Origin of the sequence: Streptomyces sp. NPDC007991 (genome assembly GCF_042958445.1) — a bacterium.
Taxonomy (GTDB): domain Bacteria; phylum Actinomycetota; class Actinomycetes; order Streptomycetales; family Streptomycetaceae; genus Streptomyces.
This window is the reverse complement of record NZ_JBIBJD010000006.1, coordinates 405802-425752: the sequence shown is the minus strand read 5'-3', so window position 1 is coordinate 425752 and position 19951 is coordinate 405802. Positions and strand designations below refer to the sequence as shown.

19 protein-coding genes and 1 pseudogene are annotated in these 19951 nt (G+C 71.6%); 7 read left to right on the top strand and 13 right to left on the bottom strand.

What is annotated here, in order from left to right; translation table 11 throughout:
* Positions 1-41: 41 nt before the first annotated feature.
* The 4 genes from ACFZDA_RS19520 to ACFZDA_RS19505 all read right to left on the bottom strand — a co-directional run bounded on the left by ACFZDA_RS19520 (position 42) and on the right by ACFZDA_RS19505 (position 5363).
* Positions 42-2528 carry a SpoIIE family protein phosphatase gene (locus ACFZDA_RS19520; RefSeq protein ID WP_391082685.1) on the bottom strand — a complete coding sequence of 829 codons (2487 nt, stop codon included), beginning with the start codon at positions 2526-2528 and terminating at the stop codon, positions 42-44.
* Positions 2529-2667: 139 nt separating this feature from the next.
* A complete protein-coding gene (rocD, locus tag ACFZDA_RS19515; protein WP_391082682.1) occupies positions 2668-3903 on the bottom strand; it encodes an ornithine--oxo-acid transaminase in 1236 nt (411 codons plus the stop codon).
* Positions 3900-4721 carry a dimethylargininase gene (gene ddaH, locus ACFZDA_RS19510; protein WP_391082679.1) on the bottom strand — a complete coding sequence of 274 codons (822 nt, stop codon included), beginning with the start codon at positions 4719-4721 and terminating at the stop codon, positions 3900-3902. The genes rocD and ddaH overlap by 4 nt, the downstream gene beginning before the upstream one ends.
* Before the next feature lie 126 nt (positions 4722-4847).
* Entirely contained in the window at positions 4848-5363 is a 516-nt protein-coding gene (locus tag ACFZDA_RS19505; RefSeq protein ID WP_391082677.1) for an AsnC family transcriptional regulator, read from the bottom strand.
* A 122-nt stretch (positions 5364-5485) separates the two neighbouring features.
* Here ACFZDA_RS19505 and ACFZDA_RS19500 point away from each other — a divergent pair, with 122 nt between their 5' ends.
* Genes ACFZDA_RS19500 through ACFZDA_RS19485 form a run of 4 tightly spaced genes read left to right on the top strand, consistent with a single transcriptional unit; the run spans position 5486 to position 9572 of the window.
* On the top strand, positions 5486-6235 hold the full coding sequence (locus ACFZDA_RS19500; protein ID WP_391082675.1) for a LytTR family transcriptional regulator DNA-binding domain-containing protein: 750 nt from the start codon (positions 5486-5488) through the stop codon (positions 6233-6235).
* A 2-nt stretch (positions 6236-6237) separates the two neighbouring features.
* The gene (locus ACFZDA_RS19495) at positions 6238-6597 is read left to right on the top strand and encodes a hypothetical protein (RefSeq protein ID WP_391083253.1); all 360 of its coding nucleotides are present in this window, start codon (positions 6238-6240) and stop codon (positions 6595-6597) included.
* Positions 6598-6657: 60 nt separating this feature from the next.
* Positions 6658-8370, top strand: a complete 1713-nt coding sequence (locus ACFZDA_RS19490) for a cation acetate symporter (protein ID WP_391082672.1) — start codon at positions 6658-6660, stop codon at positions 8368-8370.
* Positions 8367-9572 carry a histidine kinase gene (locus ACFZDA_RS19485; protein ID WP_391082669.1) on the top strand — a complete coding sequence of 402 codons (1206 nt, stop codon included), beginning with the start codon at positions 8367-8369 and terminating at the stop codon, positions 9570-9572. The genes ACFZDA_RS19490 and ACFZDA_RS19485 overlap by 4 nt, the downstream gene beginning before the upstream one ends.
* A gap of 2 nt (positions 9573-9574) precedes the next feature.
* Here ACFZDA_RS19485 and ACFZDA_RS19480 read toward each other — a convergent pair whose 3' ends face one another.
* From ACFZDA_RS19480 to ACFZDA_RS19460, 5 genes are all read right to left on the bottom strand, one after another.
* Positions 9575-9754: a hypothetical protein gene (locus ACFZDA_RS19480; RefSeq protein WP_010041043.1), complete on the bottom strand. Its 180-nt coding sequence runs from the start codon at positions 9752-9754 to the stop codon at positions 9575-9577.
* Between the two features lie 136 nt (positions 9755-9890).
* Positions 9891-10841, bottom strand: coding sequence for a cytochrome c oxidase assembly protein (locus tag ACFZDA_RS19475; RefSeq protein ID WP_391082665.1), 951 nt, complete (start codon positions 10839-10841; stop codon positions 9891-9893).
* 164 nt (positions 10842-11005) lie between these two features.
* Positions 11006-12031, bottom strand: a complete 1026-nt coding sequence (locus tag ACFZDA_RS19470) for an ATP-dependent 6-phosphofructokinase (RefSeq protein ID WP_391082663.1) — start codon at positions 12029-12031, stop codon at positions 11006-11008.
* A 201-nt stretch (positions 12032-12232) separates the two neighbouring features.
* Complete coding sequence (locus tag ACFZDA_RS19465; RefSeq protein WP_391082660.1) at positions 12233-12961, bottom strand: type 1 glutamine amidotransferase; 729 nt, start codon at positions 12959-12961, stop codon at positions 12233-12235.
* Positions 12962-12984: 23 nt separating this feature from the next.
* Positions 12985-14223 (bottom strand): MurT ligase domain-containing protein, encoded by a 1239-nt coding sequence (locus ACFZDA_RS19460; protein ID WP_086558789.1) that lies wholly within the window; start codon positions 14221-14223, stop codon positions 12985-12987.
* A 159-nt stretch (positions 14224-14382) separates the two neighbouring features.
* Between ACFZDA_RS19460 and def the strand changes: the two genes are divergently transcribed.
* Positions 14383-14928, top strand: coding sequence for a peptide deformylase (gene def, locus ACFZDA_RS19455; RefSeq protein WP_391082656.1), 546 nt, complete (start codon positions 14383-14385; stop codon positions 14926-14928).
* 91 nt (positions 14929-15019) lie between these two features.
* Here def and ACFZDA_RS19450 read toward each other — a convergent pair whose 3' ends face one another.
* Complete coding sequence (locus ACFZDA_RS19450) at positions 15020-15664, bottom strand: TetR family transcriptional regulator (protein WP_391082653.1); 645 nt, start codon at positions 15662-15664, stop codon at positions 15020-15022.
* Positions 15665-15830: 166 nt separating this feature from the next.
* On the opposite strand from ACFZDA_RS19450, the gene ACFZDA_RS19445 reads away from it, so the two are divergent.
* Complete coding sequence (locus ACFZDA_RS19445) at positions 15831-17057, top strand: acyl-CoA dehydrogenase family protein (RefSeq protein WP_391082650.1); 1227 nt, start codon at positions 15831-15833, stop codon at positions 17055-17057.
* Between the two features lie 56 nt (positions 17058-17113).
* Here the strand turns inward: ACFZDA_RS19445 and ACFZDA_RS19440 are convergent.
* Positions 17114-17249 (bottom strand): annotated as a pseudogene (locus ACFZDA_RS19440) (cytochrome P450); the annotation flags it as partial.
* A gap of 313 nt (positions 17250-17562) precedes the next feature.
* Here ACFZDA_RS19440 and ACFZDA_RS19435 point away from each other — a divergent pair.
* Complete coding sequence (locus ACFZDA_RS19435; RefSeq protein ID WP_391082647.1) at positions 17563-18282, top strand: transcriptional regulator; 720 nt, start codon at positions 17563-17565, stop codon at positions 18280-18282.
* A gap of 10 nt (positions 18283-18292) precedes the next feature.
* Here ACFZDA_RS19435 and ACFZDA_RS19430 read toward each other — a convergent pair whose 3' ends face one another.
* A complete protein-coding gene (locus ACFZDA_RS19430) occupies positions 18293-18529 on the bottom strand; it encodes a DUF6213 family protein (protein ID WP_059417701.1) in 237 nt (78 codons plus the stop codon).
* A 25-nt stretch (positions 18530-18554) separates the two neighbouring features.
* Positions 18555-19940 carry an NADP-dependent succinic semialdehyde dehydrogenase gene (locus ACFZDA_RS19425; protein ID WP_391082643.1) on the bottom strand — a complete coding sequence of 462 codons (1386 nt, stop codon included), beginning with the start codon at positions 19938-19940 and terminating at the stop codon, positions 18555-18557.
* Positions 19941-19951 lie beyond the last annotated feature (11 nt).

Here is a 19951-nt window from a genome sequence, read left to right as displayed (position 1 = left end):
CAGACCAGTTTCCCACGGTATGGGCGAATACGGCTTCCGCTTCACTCCACGAGCGCCGTCACGGGCAGCTCGGGGAGCTCCGTCAGGGACTGCTCCGCCCAGATGATCTTCCCGTGCTGGACGAACCGCGTGCCCCACCGCTGGGTCAGCTGGGAGACCAGCAGCAGACCCCGCCCGCCCTCGTCCGTCGTGCGGGGATGGCGCAGATGGGGCGCGGTGGCACCGCTGTCGAGGACCTCGCAGACCAGGGCCCGCTCCCGGATCAGACGGAGCCGGATGGGCCCGGGGGCGTGCCGGATGGCGTTGGTGACCAGCTCGCTCACCACCAGTTCCGTGGTGAACGCCAGCTCCTCCAGCCCCCAGCGGGCCAGCTGCCGGGTGGCCCTGCGGCGGGCGTCGGCGACGAGGGCCGGGTCGGGATCCAGGTCCCAGACCGCGACCTGCTCGGCGCCGAGGCGTTTCGTCCGGGCCATCAGCAGGGCGACGTCGTCGTACGGGCGCGCCGGGACCAGGGCGTCGACGACGTTCCGGCAGTGCGCGTCGAGCGGGCCCGCCCCTTCCAGTGCCCCGCGCAGCCGTTCCCGGCCGGCGTCGACGGCCCAGGCCTCGGACCGGGCCAGCAGCCCGTCCGTGTGCAGGGCGAGGGTGCTGCCCTCCACCAGGGACAGCTCGACCGCCTCGAAGGGCGGACCGCCCACGCCGAGCGGCGGCCCCTGCGGAAGATCGACGAACGTGACCGAGCCGTCGGGCAGGACCACGGCCGGCACCGGATGGCCCGCGGCGGCCATCGCGCACCGGCCCTCGACCGGGTCGTAGACGACGTACACACACCCGGAGCCCACGTAGTGCGTGCCCGCGGAGCCCGCCGCGCCCGGCTCGGCGCCCTCCTCCCGGGCCGAGCGCCCCACCAGGTCGTCGAGGTGCGCCAGCACCTCCTCGGGCGGCAGATCCTGAGCGGCCAGCGTCCGTACGGCCGTCCGCAGCTGCCCCATCGCCGCGGCGGCGTCGATGCCGTGCCCGGGCACCTCGCCCACCACGAGCGCGACGCGCGCCCCGGACAGCGGGATGAGGTCGTACCAGTCGCCGCCCAAGCCGGTCAGCTCGTCGGCCGGCCGGTAGCACGCGGCCACCTCGACCGCGTCCTGCTCCGGCAGCCGGTGGGGGAGCAGGCTGCGCTGGAGGACGAGCGCGGCGTCACGCTCGCGCGTGTAGCGCCGGGCGTTGTCCACGCAGACGGCCGCGCGGGAGACGAGGTCCTCGGCCAGCCGCAGGTCCTCCTCGTCGAAGGGCTCCCGGCCGTGGCGCCGGAAGAACGTGGTGATGCCCAGGGTGATGCCGCGCGCCCGGACCGGCACGATCATCACGCTGTGCAGCCCCAGCTCCGAGAACGTGGACCGCCGGCCGCCCGGGACGTCCGTGCCCCACACCCGCTCCAGGGGATCGAGCCGCTCCGCGTGCCAGGTCCGCCCCGTGGCCAGACAGCGGACCGGGGGCGACCCGGCCGGATACGTCGCGACCTCGCCGATCCCGACGACGGCCTGCGGGACGCCCTCCTGTGCGGACCGGTGGCCCGTCCGGCGCAGCGCCACCCGATGTGGCACCGGATCGGTGTCCGCGAGCGGCCCGGGCGTCACCTCGGCGCCCCGCAGCACCGTCTCCAGCAGGTCCACGGTGACCAGGTCGGCCAGTCCCGGCACGGCCACGTCGGCCAGCTCCTGCGCGGTGCGCGTGAGGTCCAGGCTGCGGCCGATGGTCTCGTTGGCGCGGTCGAGGAGCGCCAGCCGCTGCCGGGCGCGGTGCCGCTCGGTCATGTCGACGACCGTGTAGTACACGCCCATCGGGCGGCCCCGGTCGTCCTCGAGCCGGGTGAACGACAGCATGTGCGCGGTCTCGCGCAGCGGCGCCGACACCACATGGCCCACGTGCTCGTACCCGACCACGGCCTCGCCGGTCTCCAGCACGTGCCGCATCTGCGCCTCGACCGCCTGGGCGTCCAGGCCCGGCTGGACGTCCGCGAAGCGCAGACCGAGCCGCCGGGACGGCGGTCCGCCGCCGAACTGTTCCAGGGCGGAGTTCGACCACACGAAGCGCAGCTCCGTGTCCACGATCGCGATACCGACCGGGGCGTCGGTCACCATCCGCTCCAGCACCGTGCGGCTCATGTCCCAGCCGGGGGCGTCGGCCAGCTCCGACAGAAGCATCAGCCAGCGCGAGGCGCCGTGCCCTTCCTCGGCCGAGGTGATCCGGGCCGCGACCCTCACGGGCTGCCCGTCCCGGTGGCGGGCCGTCAGCAGCCCCGTCCAGCCGCCGTCCCTGCGGCACCGCTCGACCAGGTCAGGCACGCGCTGCGCGTCCTCGGCCGTCAGCAGGTCCGCCAGCTTCCTGCCGACCGCCTCGGCGGCCGGGTACGCCAGCAGCCGCCGGGCCTCGCCGGTCCACCCCGTCACCACGCCCTGCGGATCGAGCAACAGGGGCACGGCGTCGGCCACGTCGAACCGCCGCCGACCGTACTCCTCATGTGCACCCACGGCCGACCTCTCTGTCGCTGAGAGTGGTCTACCACCTCTTGCCTCAATCTTCACCCTTCCGGCGTGCGGGAGCGGGTTGTGCGGGGCCGGTCGGGGTGGCTGGTGACGGGCCTGTGACGCGGACCTCCTGCCTCTCCTCTCACCGCAACACCTTCTCCAGCGTCCCCAGCGCCCCTTCGAGTTCCTCGCCCGTGATGGTGAGCGGTGGGGCCAGGCGGATCGTGGAGCCGTGGGTGTCCTTGACCAGGATTCCCTCCCGCATGAGGCGTTCGCTGATCTCGCGGCCCGTACCGAGCGCGGGGTCGATGTCGACGCCCGCCCACAGGCCCCGCGAGCGGAAGCCGACGACGCCCTTGCCGACCAGGCCCGTCAGACCGTCCCGCAGGACCGCGCCCAGCTCGGTCGCGCGGCGCTGGAACTCGCCCGTCTCCAGCAGCTCGACCACCGCCGTGCCGACAGCGGCCGCCAGCGGGTTGCCGCCGAAGGTCGACCCGTGCTCCCCGGGGTGCAGCACCCCGAGCACCTCCCGCCGGGCGACCACCGCGGACACCGGCACGATGCCGCCGCCCAGCGCCTTGCCCAGCAGCACCACGTCCGGCACGACCGACTCGTGCTCGACCGCCAGCGTGCCGCCCGTACGGCCGAGCCCGGACTGGATCTCGTCCGCGACGAACAGGCAGCCCCTGCGGCGGGTCAGCTCGCGCACACCGGCCAGATAGCCGTCGTCCGGGATGATCACGCCCGCCTCGCCCTGGATCGGCTCGATCAGCACCGCCGCGGTCGTCTCGTCGACCGCGGCCTCCAGCGCGGCCAGGTCGTTGTACGGCACGATCCGGAAGCCCGGCATGAACGGCCCGAACCCTGCCCGGGCCGTCTCGTCGGTGGAGAAGCTGACGATCGTCGTCGTACGGCCGTGGAAGTTGTCCGCCGCGACCACGATCGTCGCCCGGTCGGCCGGGACGCCCTTGACGTCGTAGGCCCACTTGCGGGCCACCTTCACCCCGCTCTCCACCGCCTCCGCACCGGTGTTCATGGGCAGCACCATGTCCATGCCGGTCAGCGCCGCCAGCCGCTCCGCGAACTCGGCGAGCCGGTCGTTGTGGAAGGCCCGCGAGGTCAGGGTCAGCCGGTCGAGCTGGCGATGGGCCGCCTCGATCAGCGCCGGGTGCCGGTGCCCGAAGTTGAGCGCCGAGTAGCCGGCCAGCATGTCGAGGTAGCGCCGCCCCTCCACGTCCTCCACCCAGGTGCCCTCGGCACGGGCGACGACCACGGGCAGCGGGTGGTAGTTGTGCGTGAGGACCGGCTCCTCCGCGCGGATGAGCGCCTCGGAGCCGCGGCTCTCCTGCGGGTCCTGGGTACGGACGGGTGCGGTCATGAGCGGATCTCCCGGATCTCCTGGGTGCAGCACTTGATGCCGCCACCGGCCTTGTGGAACTCGGACAGGTCGACGGGGACGGGGACGTAGCCGCGGTCGGCGAGCCGGCCGGCCAGGGCCGTCGCCCCCGGTGAGATGAACACGTGCCGCCCGTCGGAGACGGAGTTGAGCCCGAACGCCATCGCGTCCTCGCGGCCGGCGAGCACCGCGTCCGGGTACAGCCGGGCCAGCACCTCGCGGCTGCCCGGCGAGAACGCCCCGGGGTAGTAGGCGATGGTGTCGTCGTCGAGGACGAACAGCGCCGTGTCGAGGTGGTAGAAGTACGGGTCCACCAGCGTCAGGCTGATCACCGGCACCCCGAAGTACTCCTGCACCTCGCGGTGCGCCTCCCGGGTCGTACGGAAACCCGTCCCGGCCAGGATCCAGCGGCCGGCCGGCACCAGGTCGCCCTCGCCCTCGCACACCGACTCGGGGTGGTAGACCTCGTACCCCTCCGACTTGAACCACGCCTCGTACGGCACGGACTCGGGGCGGCGCTCGGGCGCGTGGAAGAGGGAGCCGAAGACGCGGCCGTCGACGACGACCGCCGCGTTCGCGGCGAAGACCATGTCGGGCAGACCGGGAACGGGTTTCACAGTGTCCACGGTATGGCCGTGGGCACGGTAGGTGCCGACCAGCTTCTGCCACTGGTCCAGGGCGCGGATGACGTCGACGGGTTCGCCGGGACGCATCCACGGGTTGATCGCGTACTGCACGGCGAAGTGTCTGGGTTCGCAGACGAGGTAGCGCCGCCGGCGCGGCACACGGGAGTCGGGCACAGAGGGGTCCCTCCGCTTCCTCACGGTGTGTGACTGGGTGTTGACACAACGGTAGGAACCGACCGAGGCGGCCGACAAGGAACAAAGGTTGCGCGTCCACGCAGGAACGCTGCGTCTTGAGGCCGGTCAGCGCACGTCTGCTGCGCCGCCCGGGACCGCCTCCGGCGCCGGCTGGCCGGCGCCCGCCTCCGGGCTCTCGGGAAGCAGATGGGACAGCACCATCACGCTGATCGTCTTACGGATGAACGGCTCCTGGCGGATCCGCTCCAGCACTTCCTCGAAGTGCTCCACGTCCCGCGCCCGCACGTGCAGCAGCGCGTCCGCACCGCCCGTCACGGTCATCGCCGCGGTGATCTCCGGGTAGTCGCGCACCACCTCCGCAAGCCGCCGTGGCGGCGCGGCGCCCTCGCAGTACACCTCGACGTAGGCCTCGGTGCGCCAGCCCAGCGCCGACGGCTTCACCGTGGCCGTGAACCCGGTGATCACACCGGTCTCCCGCAGCCGGTCGACCCGGCGCTTGACCGCGGTGGCCGACAGCCCGATCGCCGTGCCGATCTCGGCGAAGGACATCCGGGCGTTCGCCATCAACGCGGTGATGATCTTCCGGTCGAGTTCGTCGAACGGCGTGGACCTGCTGTTCATGCGGGCACTGTATCCACCGGCACCCCGCCCCGCGCCCGGCCCGACGCGGCCACCGTGTCCAGCGCGAACGTCTGCCCCCGGCGCATGTCCAGACGTACCGATCGCCCCTACACTCCGGGTTCATGCTGCGCGCCCTCGCTGTCGACGACGAACGCCCCTCGCTGGAGGAACTGCTCTACCTGCTGCACGCGGACCCCCGCATCGGCAGCGCGGAGGGCGCCGGCGACGCGACCGAGGCGCTGCGCCGCATCAACCGGGCCCTGGAGTCCGGCCCGGGCGGGCCCGAGGCGATCGACGTCGTCTTCCTCGACATCCAGATGCCCGGCCTGGACGGCCTCGACCTGGCCCGGCTGCTCACCGGGTTCGCCCGGCCGCCGCTCGTCGTGTTCGTCACCGCCCACGAGGACTTCGCCGTCCAGGCCTTCGACCTCAAGGCCGTCGACTACGTCCTCAAGCCCGTCCGCAAGGAACGGCTCGCCGAGGCCGTACGGCGTGCGGTCGAGCTCCGCGGCGCCGCGCCCCGCATCCCCGTGAGCGAGCCCGACCCCGACCACATCCCGGTCGAACTGGGCGGCGTGACCCGTTTCGTCGCCGTCGACGACATCACCCACGTCGAGGCCCAGGGCGACTACGCCCGGCTGCACACCGACAAGGGCAGCCACCTGGTCCGCATCCCGCTGTCCACCCTGGAGGAGCGCTGGCGCTCCCGCGGCTTCGTCCGCATCCACCGCCGCCACCTCGTCGCCCTGCGCCACATCGGCGAGCTCCGCCTCGACGCGGGCACCGTCAGCGTCCTGGTCGGCTCCGAGGAGCTCCAGGTCAGCCGGCGTCACACGCGCGAGCTGCGCGACCTGCTCATGAGGAGGACGTGACGGTGCCCCAGGACCACAGCGAGCGCCGCGTCGTCGTCACCGGCCCGCCCCGCCAGACCGGCAGGGCCTCCGGGTACTACCGGCCGCGCACCGAGATCGACGAACAGACCACCCTCGGCCATACCTACGTCCGCTCCCTGATGCGCACACAGCTGCGCGCCGCCCTCACCGTCTTCGCGATCCTCGGCCTGCTCATCGGCCCGCTCCCGCTGCTCTTCGCGGCGATGCCCGACACCCGCCGCCTGGAATGGGCCGTCCTCGGATTCGGCCTCTACGTCCCCCTGGTCCTGCTCGCCCGCTGGTACGTCCGCCGCGCCGAGCGCAACGAACGCGACTTCGTACGCCTCGTCGAAGACCGATGACCGACGACTGACGACCGACTGCTTTGAACGACCGATGACCGACGACCGAACTGGCGCCCGATGAACTCCCACTACGCCGTCCCCGCCGTGGCCCTGGTCGTCGTCGCGACGGTCCTGGTCGGCGCCTTCGGCCTGCGCATCTCCCGGACCACCTCCGACTTCTACGTCGCCTCCCGCACCGTCGGCCCCCGCCTCAACGCCGCCGCCATCAGCGGCGAGTACCTCTCCGCCGCCTCCTTCCTGGGCATAGCGGGCCTGGTCCTGGTCCAGGGTCCCGACATGCTCTGGTACCCGGTCGGCTACAGCGCCGGCTACCTGGTCCTGCTGCTCTTCGTCGCCGCCCCGCTGCGCCGCTCCGGCGCCTACACGCTCCCCGACTTCGCCGAGGCCCGCCTCGCCTCCCAGGCCGTGCGGCGGCTGGCCGGAGCCTTCGTCGTCGGCGTCGGCTGGCTGTATCTGCTGCCCCAGCTCCAGGGGGCCGGACTGACCCTGACCGTGCTGACCGGGGCGCCCGACTGGCTCGGCGGAGTGATCGTCGCCGTCGTCGTGACCGCCACCGTCGCCGCCGGCGGCATGCGCAGCATCACCTTCGTCCAGGCCTTCCAGTACTGGCTGAAACTCACCGCCCTGCTCGTGCCCGCCCTGTTCCTGGTCCTGGCCTGGCAGAGCGACGGAGCCCCCCGCCACGCCTTCGACGAACCGGCCACCTTCCGCGAGCAGCGCGTCGTCCGCGTCGGCGACAGTGTCGACCTGAAACTGGACCGGCCCCTCACCGTCACGGTGACCGGCACCGTGGACGGCCGTACACACACCGATACCCGCCTCGAACTCCCCGCCGGCACCCACCACGTCGAACGCGGCACCCGGCTCACCTTCGCCGAAGGAGCGGCCGTCCCCGAGGCGCAGCGCAGAGCCGTCGGCGATCTGTCGCCCGCCCAGGCCGAGAGCCGCGAGGAACGCCCGCTGTACGCCACGTACGGGCTGATCCTCGCCACCTTCTTCGGCACCATGGGCCTGCCGCACGTCGTGGTCCGCTTCTACACCAGCCCGCACGGTGTCGCCGCGCGCCGCACCACCGTCGTGGTCCTCGGCCTGATCGGCGCCTTCTACCTCCTGCCGCCCGTCTACGGCGCACTCGGCCGCCTCTACGCCCCCGAACTCACCCTCACCGGCGACACGGACGCCGCCGTCCTGCTGCTGCCCGACCGCATCATCGGGGGAGCGGGCGGCGATCTGCTGGGCGCGCTGGTGGCGGGCGGCGCCTTCGCCGCGTTCCTTTCCACGGCCTCGGGGCTCACCATGGCGGTCGCGGGCGTGCTCACCCAGGACGTCCTGCCCGCACGCGGCGTGCGGCACTTCCGGCTCGGGACCGTGCTCGCGATGGCCGTGCCCCTCGCGGCGAGCGTCCTGGTCGGCGGGCTCCCGGTGGCCGACGCGGTGGGGCTCGCCTTCGCCGTGTCCGCGTCGTCGTTCTGCCCGCTGCTCGTCCTCGGCATCTGGTGGCGGCGGCTCACCCCGCCCGGCGCCGCCGCAGGCATGCTGGTCGGCGGCGGTTCGGCCCTGCTCGCCGTCGCAGCGACCATGGCGGGCTACCCCGGCGAGGGCGCGCTGCACGCCCTGCTCGCCTGGCCCGCGCTGTGGTCGGTGCCGCTGGGCTTCCTCACCATGATCCTGGTGTCCCTGGCCACCCCCGGCCGGGTGCCGCCGGGGACGGCGGCGGTCCTGGCCCGGTTCCACCTGCCCGAGGAACTGCGCACGGAGGTGCCGGCATGAGCGGATTCCTGGCGGGCCTGTGCGTCGCCGTGCTCCCGGTGCTGGCCCTGGGCGTCTGGCTCGGCCGGCGCACGGCCCGCCCCCAGAGCCTCGGAGGCCTGGGCACACCCGTGGAACACGCCACCTTCGAGACCCTGCACACCGCCTCCCTCGCCGCGCCACCGCTGCGGGCCGGCCTGACGGAGGAGACCGCCCGCAAGTCCGCCCGCAAACTGCGCTCCCTGCTCGGCACGGACGCCCTGTGCCTGACCGACACCGAACAGGTCCTGGTCTGGGACGGCGACGGCGCCCACCATCGCACCGAGATCATGGAACGCCTCGCCGGCCCCCTGGAGACCGGCCGCGGCGAGGCCTTCCAGTTGACCTGCGACCTCCTCGACTGCCCGGTGCGCTGGGCGGTCGTCGCCCCGCTCACCGTCGACGACCGGGTGCACGGTGCCCTCGTCGCCTGCGCGCCCCGCGAGTCGGCCGTCCTCGTCCGGGCGGCCGGCGAGGTGGCCCGCTGGGTGTCCGTACAGCTGGAGCTGGCGGACCTGGACCAGTCCCGCACCCGCCTCATCGAGGCCGAGATCAAGGCGCTGCGGGCCCAGATATCCCCGCACTTCATCTTCAACTCGCTCGCGGTGATCGCCTCGTTCGTCCGCACCGACCCCGAGCGCGCCCGCGAACTGCTCCTGGAGTTCGCCGACTTCACCCGCTACTCGTTCCGCCGGCACGGCGACTTCACCACCCTCGCCGACGAACTCCACGCCATCGACCACTACCTGGCGCTCGTGCGGGCACGCTTCGGCGACCGCCTGTCCGTCACCCTCCAGATCGCCCCGGAGGTGCTGCCCGTCGCCCTGCCCTTCCTGTGCCTCCAGCCGCTCGTCGAGAACGCCGTCAAGCACGGCCTGGAGGGCAAGGCCGACAAATGCCACATCCAGATCACCGCCCAGGACGCGGGTGCCGAGGCCCTGGTCGTGATCGAGGACGACGGCGCCGGCATGGATCCCGTCCTGCTCCGCCGCATCCTCGCCCGCGAGGTCAGCCCCTCGGGCGGCATAGGGCTCTCCAACGTCGACGACCGGCTCCGCCAGGTCTACGGCGACGACCACGGCCTCGTCATCGAGACCGCCATGGGCTCGGGCATGAAGATCACCGTGAGGCTCCCGAAGTACCAGCCGGGCGTGCATTCGGCCGGACGGCTGACCCGGGAGTGACCTCAGGTGCTCTTCGTGGTGACCACCATCCCGAGGGTGATCAGGCCCAGGACGACCCAGCCGAACCACAGCCAGCCGTTGCTGCCGAGCGCCACCGTGTAGGCCGTCACCAGGACGAGGCCGCCGACGGTGACGACTCCCATGGTCTTCGTCGCGTTCGAACCGTTCGTGGAACCGGGCATCGCAACACCCTCCTCATGGTTCTTTTCCCCCCATGGTGCCCCGTTCTGCCTCCTGACGGCGCGGGCGACGACACGCGTACCGCATTTCAGGCCTGTACAGCGGCCCGGGCGGGCGACGCCGGGACCGATGGAAACGTCAGTTCCCGCGTGCGTGCAGCGAGCTCAAATAGGCGTTGTACGCCTCGAGTTCCTTGTCCCCGTCGCGGTCGGCGGCCCGGTCCTCGCGCCTGGCCTGACGCTGGTCCGAGGCGTACCACTGGAACAGCAGCGCGACCAGCACCAGCACGGACGGGATCTCGCTGAACGCCCAGGCGATGCCGCCCGCCGCGTTCTGGTCGGAGAGCGCCTCGATGCCGAGCGAGGCGGGCGGGTTCTTGAACGTCTCGACCATCGGCTCGGACGCCATCATCAGCGCGATCCCGAAGAACGCGTGGAACGGCATGCCGGCGAACAGCTCCAGCATCCGCATCAGATAGCCCGGCCGGTGCGGGCCCGGGTCCACGCCCATGATCGGCCAGAAGAACACCAGGCCCACGGCGAGGAAGTGCACCATCATCCCGATGTGCCCCGTCTTGGAGCCCATCAGAGTGTCGAAGAGCGGCGTGAAGTACAGCCCGTACAGGCTCGCGATGAACAGCGGGATCGTGAACGCCGGGTGCGTGATGATCCGCATGTACCGGCTGTGCAGGAACATCAGCAGCAGCTCGCGCGGCCCCTTGCGGCCGCGTCCCGCCGTCGGCAGTGCCCGCAGCGCCAGCGTGATCGGCGCCCCGAGCAGGATCAGGATCGGCGACACCATGCTGATCACCATGTGCTGCACCATGTGCACGCTGAACATGACCATGCCGTAGTCGTTCAGCCGGGTGCACATCATCAGCACGATGCTCAGCACGCCGATGACGAAGGCGACGCTCCGGCCCACCGGCCACTTGTCCCCGCGCCGCACCAGCCGCACGACGCCCCACCCGTACAGCGCGAGTCCGGCCAGGCAGGCGACGAGGAAGAACGGGTCCGCCGACCACTCCAGCCCTCGTCCCAGCGTGAACGGCGGCAGATCCATGGTCATGCCGTGCCCGCTGTGATCCATACCGCCGGCTCCTGTTTCGTGGGGGTGTGCAGCAATCTGTCCGCCCCAAGAGTAGAACCGCCCCCGGTCAGCACCACGACCGGGGGCGGTTCGGCGTCCCTCAGGGGCGCGGGGAACTGCGCGACCAGCCACACACAGCCCGCACCCGGCAACCGAGCACTACCTCAGAGAACGCACTCCGCCTCGGCGTACCGGTCCTCCGGCACGGTCTTCAGCGTCTCCACGGCCTCGGCCAGCGACACCATCACGATGTCGGTGCCCCGCAGCGCGGTCATCTGCCCGAACTCGCCCCGGTGCACCGCCTCCACCGCGTGCCACCCGAACCGTGTGGCCAGCACCCGGTCGTAGGCGGTCGGAGTCCCGCCCCGCTGCACATGCCCGAGGATCACCGGCCGGGCTTCCTTCCCCAGCCGTCCCTCAAGTTCGACCGACAGCTGACGGGCGATCCCGGCGAACCGCTCGTGTCCGTAGATGTCCTTGCCACCCTCGTCGAACTCCATGGTCCCGGCCCGGGGCTTGGCCCCTTCCGCCGCCACCACGATCGCGAAGCGCTTGCCCGCCTCGAACCGCCGGCCGACCCGCCGGGTCAGCTCCTCTATGTCGAAGGGCCGCTCGGGTACGACGATGGCGTGCGCGCCGGCCGCCATGCCGGAGTGCAGCGCGATCCAGCCGGTGTGCCGGCCCATGACCTCGACCACCAGAACCCGCTGGTGGGACTCGGCGGTGGTCTTCAGCCGGTCCAGGGCCTCGGTCGCCACCCCGACGGCCGTGTCGAAGCCGAACGTGACGTCCGTGACCGCGATGTCGTTGTCGATGGTCTTCGGCACACCCACGACCGGCAGACCGCTGTCGGACATCAGCCGCGCGGCCTTGAGCGTGCCCTCGCCGCCGATGGGGATGATCGCGTCGAGGCCGAGCTCCTCGACATGGCCCCTGGCCCGCTCCACACCGTCCCGCAGATGGGAGGGCTGGACCCGGGAGGACCCCAGAATCGTGCCGCCGCGGGCGAGGATGCCACCCACCGCGTCGAGGTCGAGCTTGAGGTAGTCGCACTCCAGAAGGCCCTTCCAGCCGTCCCGGAAGCCGATGACCTCGTCGCCGTGGTCGACGACGGCGCGGTGCACGACGGACCGGATGACGGCGTTCAGGCCGGGGCAGTCGCCGCCGGACGTGAGGACACCAATGCGCATAGCCCGAAAACCTTCTCAACGTGGGCCGGGACCGGACCACGTTGTCCGGCTCGAATCCCCGCCACCCTAGCGGCTTCGAGGGGCCGGACCGAAGCACGCGTCCGCCTGCTGGACGACCCCGCTCACCTGTGCGGATGTGCCGTCAGACGGGCTGTTGGCCAGCAGGTTGACGCGACCTTTCCCCGCGCTGGCGCGCAGGGCTCACGCAGGCTGCTGGGCTGCGGCGATGCGCTCGTTGCGCAGTGCCTCGTACCAGCGGTCGTCCGTCGGCGGCAGCGCGTTGACGTCGAGGGCCAGCTTCAGCAGCAGGTCCGCGATCAGCGGGTTGCGCGCCAGCACCGGGCCGTGCATGTACGTGCCGAAGACGGTGTCGTTGTACGCGCCCTCCGTGCCGTCGCCCGTGCCGTTGCCGTTGCCGAAACGCACGTTGGCGAGCGGGCGGGCCGTGGGGCCGAGGTGGGTGACGCCCTGGTGGTTCTCGAAGCCCGTCAGCGGGGGCAGGCCGAGGCGCGGGTCGACGTCGCCCAGCACGTCTCCCACGCACCGCGCGCCCTCGCCGCGCACGGACACCACGTCCAGCAGGCCGAGGCCCGGCTCGCGCTGCCCGAGGTCGTTGATGAACTCGTGGCCGAGGATCTGGTAGCCGGCGCACACGGAGAACACGATGGCCCCGTTCTCCACGGCCCGGGTCAGTCCGCCGTCCCGGCGCAGCCGCTCGGCCGCGAGCCGCTGCGGGCGGTCCTCGCCGCCGCCGATCAGGTAGATGTCGCCGGAGGTCGGGATCGCCTGGTCGCTGCGCACGTCCAGCCGCGCCACGTCCAGGCCGCGCTGCCGGGCCCGGCGCTCCACGACGAGGACGTTGCCCTGGTCGCCGTAGGTGCTGAGCAGGTCGGGATAGATCCAGACGACCCGCAGTTGGTTGTCGCTCACAAAAGTCCCCTGACGTCTCGTGCTCAGTTGCCGACGCGGCGGCGCAGGTCCTGGAACGCCGTGTAGTTGGCGATGACCTCGATGCGGCCCGGCGGGCACGCCGCCACGGCCTGGTCGAGGTTCTCGTAGACCTGGAAGTGCTGGTCGGCGACCTCCAGGCGCACCGCGAGGTCCAGCCGCCGGTCGCCGACGACGCAGATCGGATGGCCGGTCAGACGCGTGTAGTCGACGTCCCACAGCCAGGAGGTGTCGGTGCCGTCGGCGGAGCGCGCGTTCACGGACAGGATGACCGGGGCGGGCGGCGGGTCGATCAGGGAGAACGTCTCCAGCCAGCCGGCCGGGTTCTTCGCGAGGAGGAGCCTGAGGTCACGGCCCTGGAACTGGACGACGTCGTACCGGCCGGCCACCGCCTGCACCTGGTACATGCGCTCCAGCGCGACCTGCGGCGGCACGCCGAACACGGCGGCGACGGCCGCCGAGGAGGCGGCGTTGGCCTTGTTGGCGCGGCCGGGCAGCTGGAGGTGGATCGGCCAGGCGGAGCCGTGCGGGTCCAGGACGTGGTCGCCGGAGAGCGCCCAGCTCGGCGTCGGACGGCGGAAGCCGCACTCACCGCAGTACCAGTCGTCGCCCGGGCGCTGCATCACGCCACCGCAGGACGGGCAGGACCAGGCGTCGTCCTTCCACATCTGCCCGGCGGCGACCCAGATCACATTGGGGGAGGAGGACGCCGCCCACACCACCAGCGGGTCGTCGCAGTTGGCCACCACCACGGCCTTGGAACCGGCGAGGCCCTCGCGCCAGTTCTCGGCGAGCATGCGGGTCTCGGCGGCGCGGTCGAGCTGGTCGCGGGAGAGGTTGAGCAGGGCGATGCACTTCGGCGCGGTGTCCCGGGCGACGCCGGCGAGGTACTTCTCGTCGACCTCGATGACGCCGTACCGGGCGTCCGAGCTGCCCGCGAGCGCCGAGGTGATACCGGCCGGCATGTTGGCGCCGAGCGCGTTGGAGACGACCGGTCCCGCGGCGCGCAGGGCCTCGGCGATGAGCCGGGTGGTCGTGGTCTTGCCGTTCGTCGCGGAGACCAGGATCACGTCCAGGTTCTGGGCGAGCCGGGCGAGGAGGTCGGGGTCGAGCTTGAGTGCCACCCGGCCGCCGATCACCGAACCGCTGCCGCGCCCCGCGGCGCGCGATGCCGCCGCGACCGCCTTGCCCGCGGTCACGGCCAGCTTGGCCCGCGGCGAGAGCGGGTCCGAGTTGCCTGCCATCAGTTCTCGATCCTCCTTGCGTACGCGCCGCGCCTTGAAGCCTGACGGCCACGTGGTGTGGACCTCAGCCTATCGAGATCCATTAGCACTCCCGAACCGCGGCACTGTGGTGAACTCGTGTGGGAGGCGCGCAATGACAGGGACCTTACTCTTTGCGCCATGCGAAACAGCTCCATCCCCGGCGCCCACGGCCACGTGAGACCCCTGACCCTGCACGGCGACCCACTGCTGCACACACCCTGCGCGGAGGTCACCGACTTCGGCCCCGAACTGGCCCGGCTCGTGGAGGACTTGTTCGCGACCATGTACGCCGCCCAGGGCGTCGGCCTCGCCGCCAACCAGATCGGCGAGCCGCTGCGGGTCTTCGTCTACGACTGTCCCGACGACGAGGACGTCCGGCACCTGGGCCACGTGGTCAACCCGCGCCTGACCGAGGCGGATGGAGTGGTGATCCGGGGCCCGGAGGGCTGCCTGTCCCTGCCGGGCCTGGAAGCGGGCACGGAGCGCTACGACCACGCGGTGGTCGAGGGCTTCACGATGACAGGCGACCCGGTCACGGTCCACGGCACGGGCTTCTTCGCCCGCTGCCTCCAGCACGAGTACGATCACGTGGAGGGCCGCATCTACGCGGACCACCTGAGCGGCTGGCGCCACCGCAGGCTCATGCGCCAGGCGGCCCGGGCTCCTTGGAACCGAGTGGGATGAGCACCCCAGGGGCGCGGGGCTGCGTTCGATATGCGGCTCCGCCGCGTGGGCGCGCCCAACCCCCCACCGCCCTGCAGACGGAACACAACCGTCAGAACCCCGGACCCCCCACCCGATCCCCCGCAGCCGCAAGACGCCCCCACAACAGATCAGCCAGACTCCGCACCAACTCCGCACGAGAACAAGGCCGTTCCCCCAGCCACCAGTCCCCGGCCGCATGCATCATGCCGACGATCCCATGCCCCCACACCCGCGCCAGCTGCTGCCCGCCCGGTCCGAGATCCAGCCGCTCCTCGATGACCTGCGCGAGTTCCTCCCCCATCCGCCGCAACAAGGGGGCGCTGTGCTTGCCGACATCGAACCCCTGATCCCCCGGATGGCTCCCCTCCGCCGGATGCATCAGGAACCGGTACACCTGCGGTCGCGCCTCGATCGCCGCGAGATACGTGTCCAGTGTCGCCTCGACCCGCTCCCGCCTCTCCGCCGGTGCGTCCAGCGCAGCCCGGAGCGAGTCCAGCAGCGCGTCCGTGTGCCGCTTGGCGAGGGCGGCGTATAGTCCGCCCTTGTCACCGAAGTGCCGGTAGAGGATCGGCTTGGTGATGCCGGCCTCGGCCGCGATCGCGTTCATGGAGGCCTGCGGACCGTCGCGCAGCACCACTCGGTCGGCGGCTTCCAGCAGCTCACGCCGTCGGCGGTCGGCGGACCGTTGCTGATCGGTCCGCTGCGTGGTGTCCATGTGCTCTCCCCACCCGTGCTGATTCGATGACGCCTGCGCAAACTAACACTCACACATGCCCCGGACATCGAACGGGTGCCGACCGGTCGGTAGGAGTTGACTTCACCTACCCGCCGGTAACAGACTGGTGTTACCGCAAGTAACATGTGCCGCTGGAGGGGACGACATGGCCGAGTTCACCATGGATCTCAACGACGAACAGAAGGAGGTCCGGGACTGGCTGCACGGCTTCGCGGCCGATGTGATCCGCCCCGCGGCCGCCGAATGGGACGAGCGTGAGGAAACCCCCTGGCCGGTCATCCAGGAGGCCGCCAAGGTCGGCATCTACTCCCTGGACTTCTACGCCCAGCAGTACTTCGACCCCACCGGCCTCGGCATCCCCATGGCGATGGAGGAGCTGTTCTGGGGCGATGCGGGCATAGCCCTGTCCATCGTCGGCACCGGTCTCGCCGCCGTCGGCGTCCTCGCCAACGGCACCGAGGAGCAGATCGGCACCTGGATCCCGCAGATGTACGGGGACGCCAACGATGTCAAGGTCGCCGCCTTCTGCTCCTCCGAGCCCGACGCCGGCTCCGACGTGGCCTCCATGCGCACCCGGGCGGTGTACGACGAGGCCAAGGACGAGTGGGTGATCAACGGCACCAAGACCTGGGCGACCAACGGCGGTATCGCCAACGTCCATGTCGTGGTCGCGGTCGTCGACCCGGAGCTCGGCTCCAAGGGCCACGCCTCCTTCATCATCCCTCCGGGCACGGAAGGCCTGTCCCAGGGCCAGAAGTTCAAGAAGCACGGCATCCGCGCCTCGCACACCGCCGAGGTCATCCTGGACAACGTGCGGGTTCCCGGCTCCTGCCTGCTCGGCGGCAAGGAGAAGCTGGACGAACGGCTCGCCCGGGCGCGGGAGAAGGCCAAGCAGGGCGGGGAGCGCGTGAAGAACGCGGCGATGGCCACGTTCGAGGCGTCACGCCCGGCGGTCGGGGCCATGGCGGTCGGTACGGCCCGTGCCGCGTACGAGGTCGCCCTCGACTACGCCAAGACCCGGGAGCAGTTCGGGCGGCCGATCATCGACAACCAGGGCGTGGCCTTCCAGCTCGCGGACATGCGCACGTCCATCGACGCGGCCCGGCTCCTCGTCTGGCGCGCCTCCTGGATGGCCGTCAACGGCAAGCCGTTCACGGCGGCCGAGGGCTCGATGTCCAAGCTGTTCGCGAGCGAGACGGCCAAGAAGGTCACGGCCCAGGCGATCCAGATCCTCGGCGGCAACGGCTACACGCGGGAGTATCCGGTGGAGCGGATGCACAGGGACGCGGCGATCTACACGATCTTCGAAGGCACCAGCGAGATCCAGCGCCTGGTGATCGCACGGACGCTGTCGGGCACGCCGATCCGCTGAGCGGCGGCAGCGGGCAACAGGCCGCGAAGGAGCCCACCAGGGGGAGTGCCGCCGCCTCACCACGTCACGGGCCGGGCCTCGGGCTCGCGGGGCAGCGCCCTTCTTGAACGCCACCTCCCCGGCGGGCACGGCGAGCCGCAGTCGGGGCACGCCGTCGAGGAGCGCGTCGACCAGGAGCTCCGACAGCCTGGCCGACGTGCCGCCGGCGCAGCAGCTCGTCGATGGCCCACGGGCGGATGGCCGGGTGGCGGCGCCGAGCAGAGACGTGACGCTCATCAGCTGGCAGATCACCGCGAGGGGAAGGGGCTGAGCACTTCCTCACCCCGCGAGCCGTGAACGCCGCGGCGACGCACCGACCGCGCCACGGACCGGGGCGGCGCTTCGATGATCGTTTCCTCGCTCATCTCACATCGTCACCCGATGGGGCGCCGATCTCGCGCCGGACTGCTCCGCGTCGGAGACGCCGTGCCAGGCTCGTGCCACCACCCTCACATCGGAGGACGCGATGACGCACCCGGCCCGGGACCTGCTGCAGACGACCACCGCGGCTCTCGCCCCGGACCCGCGTTCCAACCCCTTGGTCCCCCGGATCGCCGACGGCACGGCGCCCCGCCGCACCCTCGCCGCGCTCGCCCTGGAACAGACCCGGGTGATCCCCGCGGACCGCCGGGCGTTCCAGCACCTGGCGGATCGCTCCGCGAGGACCGACCCGGAGGCGGCGGCCTTCTTCACGACCCTCGCGCAGGGCGAGGCGCTGGCCGGTGAGCGGCTGGCGGTCTTCGCGCGGGCGTGCGGTGTGGATGAGGCGCGGGAGGCGTCGTACGAGCCGCTGCCCGGCTGTCAGGCCTACCCCGCGTACGTCGCCTGGCTGGCCCTCAACGCCTCACCGGCGGACGTCGTCCTGGCCCTGACCGCCAACTTCTCCGCGTGGGGCGGCTATTGCGCGACGATCGCCACCGCGCTGCGCGAGCGGTACGGCTTCACCGACGAGGCCTGCGCCTTCTTCGACTTCTTCGCCGAACCGTCCCCGGACCTGGACGTGCTTGCGACGGCGGCGGTGCAGGCGGCTCTGGACGCCGGCCGTCTCGACGAGAAGCGAGCACACGAATACGGCCGCCTACTGCAGACATACGAGGCGATGTTCTGGTCGACGCTGGGGGATCTGCCCTCTGAGGGGCGCGGGGAACTGCGCGACCAGCCACAGGCGACCCGCACCCGGCAGTGAACCGGAAAACCTACGTCGCACCCCCACTGCTGTGCGCGATACAAGCCACATCAATACGGTCGGCCAGCTTCGCCAGCTCGATCGTCAACGCGGCGACCGTGTCCTCGTCGAGCCCCGACTCCCCGGCCTCGACAAGCCGCACCCACCGACCCCCCACCGTCCGCAACAGCTTGCTGACATCGGCCGCAGCCACCTGCAAGGTCCCGCGGTCGTCGACGATCAGAGGCAGAGTCACTTCGCGGTTCACAGACGGGATCGTAGCCCCGCAACACTCACGCACCGTGCCAAACGGTCGTGATGTTGCAGAACTCCCGGATTCCGTGCCCGGACAGCTCACGCCCGTACCCGGACCGCTTCACCCCGCCGAACGGGAACGCCGGATGGGAGGCCGTCATGCCGTTGACGTACACACTGCCCGCCTCCAGGTCCCGTACGAACCGGTCCACCTCGGCGTCGTCCCGCGTCCACACGTTCGAACTCAGTCCGAAGGGCGAGTCGTTCGCGATCAGTACGGCCTCGTCCAGGTCGGCCGCCCGGTACAGCGTGGCGACCGGACCGAACGCCTCCTCCCGGTGGATGCGCATCTCCCGGGTGATGCCGGCGAGGATGGTCGGCGCGTAGTACCAGCCCGGCCCGTCCGGGCGTTCGCCACCGCACAGTACCTGCGCACCGCCGCGCACCGCGTCGTCGACCAGCTCCTGAAGATCACGCAGTCCCTGCTCGCTGGAGAGCGGCCCGACCTCGGTGTCGTCGGACAGGGGGTCGCCGACCTTCAGCGCCTTCATGCCCTCGGTGAAGCGCTCGGCGAAGGCGTCGTAGACGTCCGTGTGCACGATGAACCGCTTGGCGGCGATGCAGGACTGCCCGGTGTTCTGCACGCGCGCGGTCACCGCGACCTTCGCGGCCCGGTCGAGGTCGGCGGAGGGCATGACGACGAACGGGTCGCTGCCGCCCAGCTCCAGCACCGTCTTCTTGACCATCTCCCCGGCGGTGGAGGCGACCGCGCGGCCCGCGGGCTCGCTGCCGGTGAGGGTGGCCGCCTTGACCCGCTCGTCGCGCAGGATGTCGTCGACCGCGGCGGAGCCGATCAGCAGGGTCTGGAAACAGCCCTCCGTGAAGCCCGCCCGGTGGAACAGGTCCTCCAGGTAGAGCGCGGTCTGGGGGACGTTCGAGGCGTGCTTGAGCAGGCCCACGTTCCCCGCCATCAGCGCGGGCGCGGCGAAGCGGACCACCTGCCACAGCGGGAAGTTCCACGGCATGACCGCCAGCACCGGTCCCAGCGGCCGGTAGCGCACCCGCACGCGCGAGGCACCGGAGTCCTTCACGTCGGTGTCGGAGGGCTCCTCGTCGGCGAGCAGTTCCTCGGCGTGGTCGGCGTACCAGCGCATCGCCTTGGCGCACTTCGCCGCCTCGGCCCGGGCCTGCTGGATCGGCTTGCCCATCTCGGTGGTCAGGACGCGGGCGATGTCCCCCTGGTCCTCGTCGAGGAGGTCGGCGGCCTTCCTCAGCAGCCGGGAGCGCTCGTCGAACGTCGTCGTCCGGTACGTGCGGAACGTGGCCTCCGCGAGCTGGAGCCGGCGCTCGATCTCCTCCGCGCCCATGGCCTCGTACGTCTTGAGCGTCTCGCCGTTCGCCGGGTTCACCGTTGCGATGGGCATGGCTGACCTCC

Bases quoted from the DNA above. Each gene is read 5' to 3' on its own strand.
- ACFZDA_RS19470 (WP_391082663.1), bottom strand. From the start codon at position 12,031: ATGCGCATTGGTGTCCTCACGTCCGGCGGCGACTGCCCCGGCCTGAAC.
- ACFZDA_RS19490 (WP_391082672.1), top strand. From the start codon at position 6,658: ATGAACTCCCACTACGCCGTCCCCGCCGTGGCCCTGGTCGTCGTCGCG.
- ACFZDA_RS19460 (WP_086558789.1), bottom strand. From the start codon at position 14,223: ATGGCAGGCAACTCGGACCCGCTCTCGCCGCGGGCCAAGCTGGCCGTG.
- ACFZDA_RS19480 (WP_010041043.1), bottom strand. From the start codon at position 9,754: ATGCCCGGTTCCACGAACGGTTCGAACGCGACGAAGACCATGGGAGTC.
- ACFZDA_RS19485 (WP_391082669.1), top strand. From the start codon at position 8,367: ATGAGCGGATTCCTGGCGGGCCTGTGCGTCGCCGTGCTCCCGGTGCTG.
- def (WP_391082656.1), top strand. From the start codon at position 14,383: ATGCGAAACAGCTCCATCCCCGGCGCCCACGGCCACGTGAGACCCCTG.
- ACFZDA_RS19475 (WP_391082665.1), bottom strand. From the start codon at position 10,841: ATGGATCACAGCGGGCACGGCATGACCATGGATCTGCCGCCGTTCACG.
- ACFZDA_RS19425 (WP_391082643.1), bottom strand. From the start codon at position 19,940: ATGCCCATCGCAACGGTGAACCCGGCGAACGGCGAGACGCTCAAGACG.
- ACFZDA_RS19500 (WP_391082675.1), top strand. From the start codon at position 5,486: ATGCTGCGCGCCCTCGCTGTCGACGACGAACGCCCCTCGCTGGAGGAA.
- rocD (WP_391082682.1), bottom strand. From the start codon at position 3,903: ATGACCGCACCCGTCCGTACCCAGGACCCGCAGGAGAGCCGCGGCTCC.
- ACFZDA_RS19505 (WP_391082677.1), bottom strand. From the start codon at position 5,363: ATGAACAGCAGGTCCACGCCGTTCGACGAACTCGACCGGAAGATCATC.
- ACFZDA_RS19445 (WP_391082650.1), top strand. From the start codon at position 15,831: ATGGCCGAGTTCACCATGGATCTCAACGACGAACAGAAGGAGGTCCGG.
- ACFZDA_RS19435 (WP_391082647.1), top strand. From the start codon at position 17,563: ATGACGCACCCGGCCCGGGACCTGCTGCAGACGACCACCGCGGCTCTC.
- ACFZDA_RS19450 (WP_391082653.1), bottom strand. From the start codon at position 15,664: ATGGACACCACGCAGCGGACCGATCAGCAACGGTCCGCCGACCGCCGA.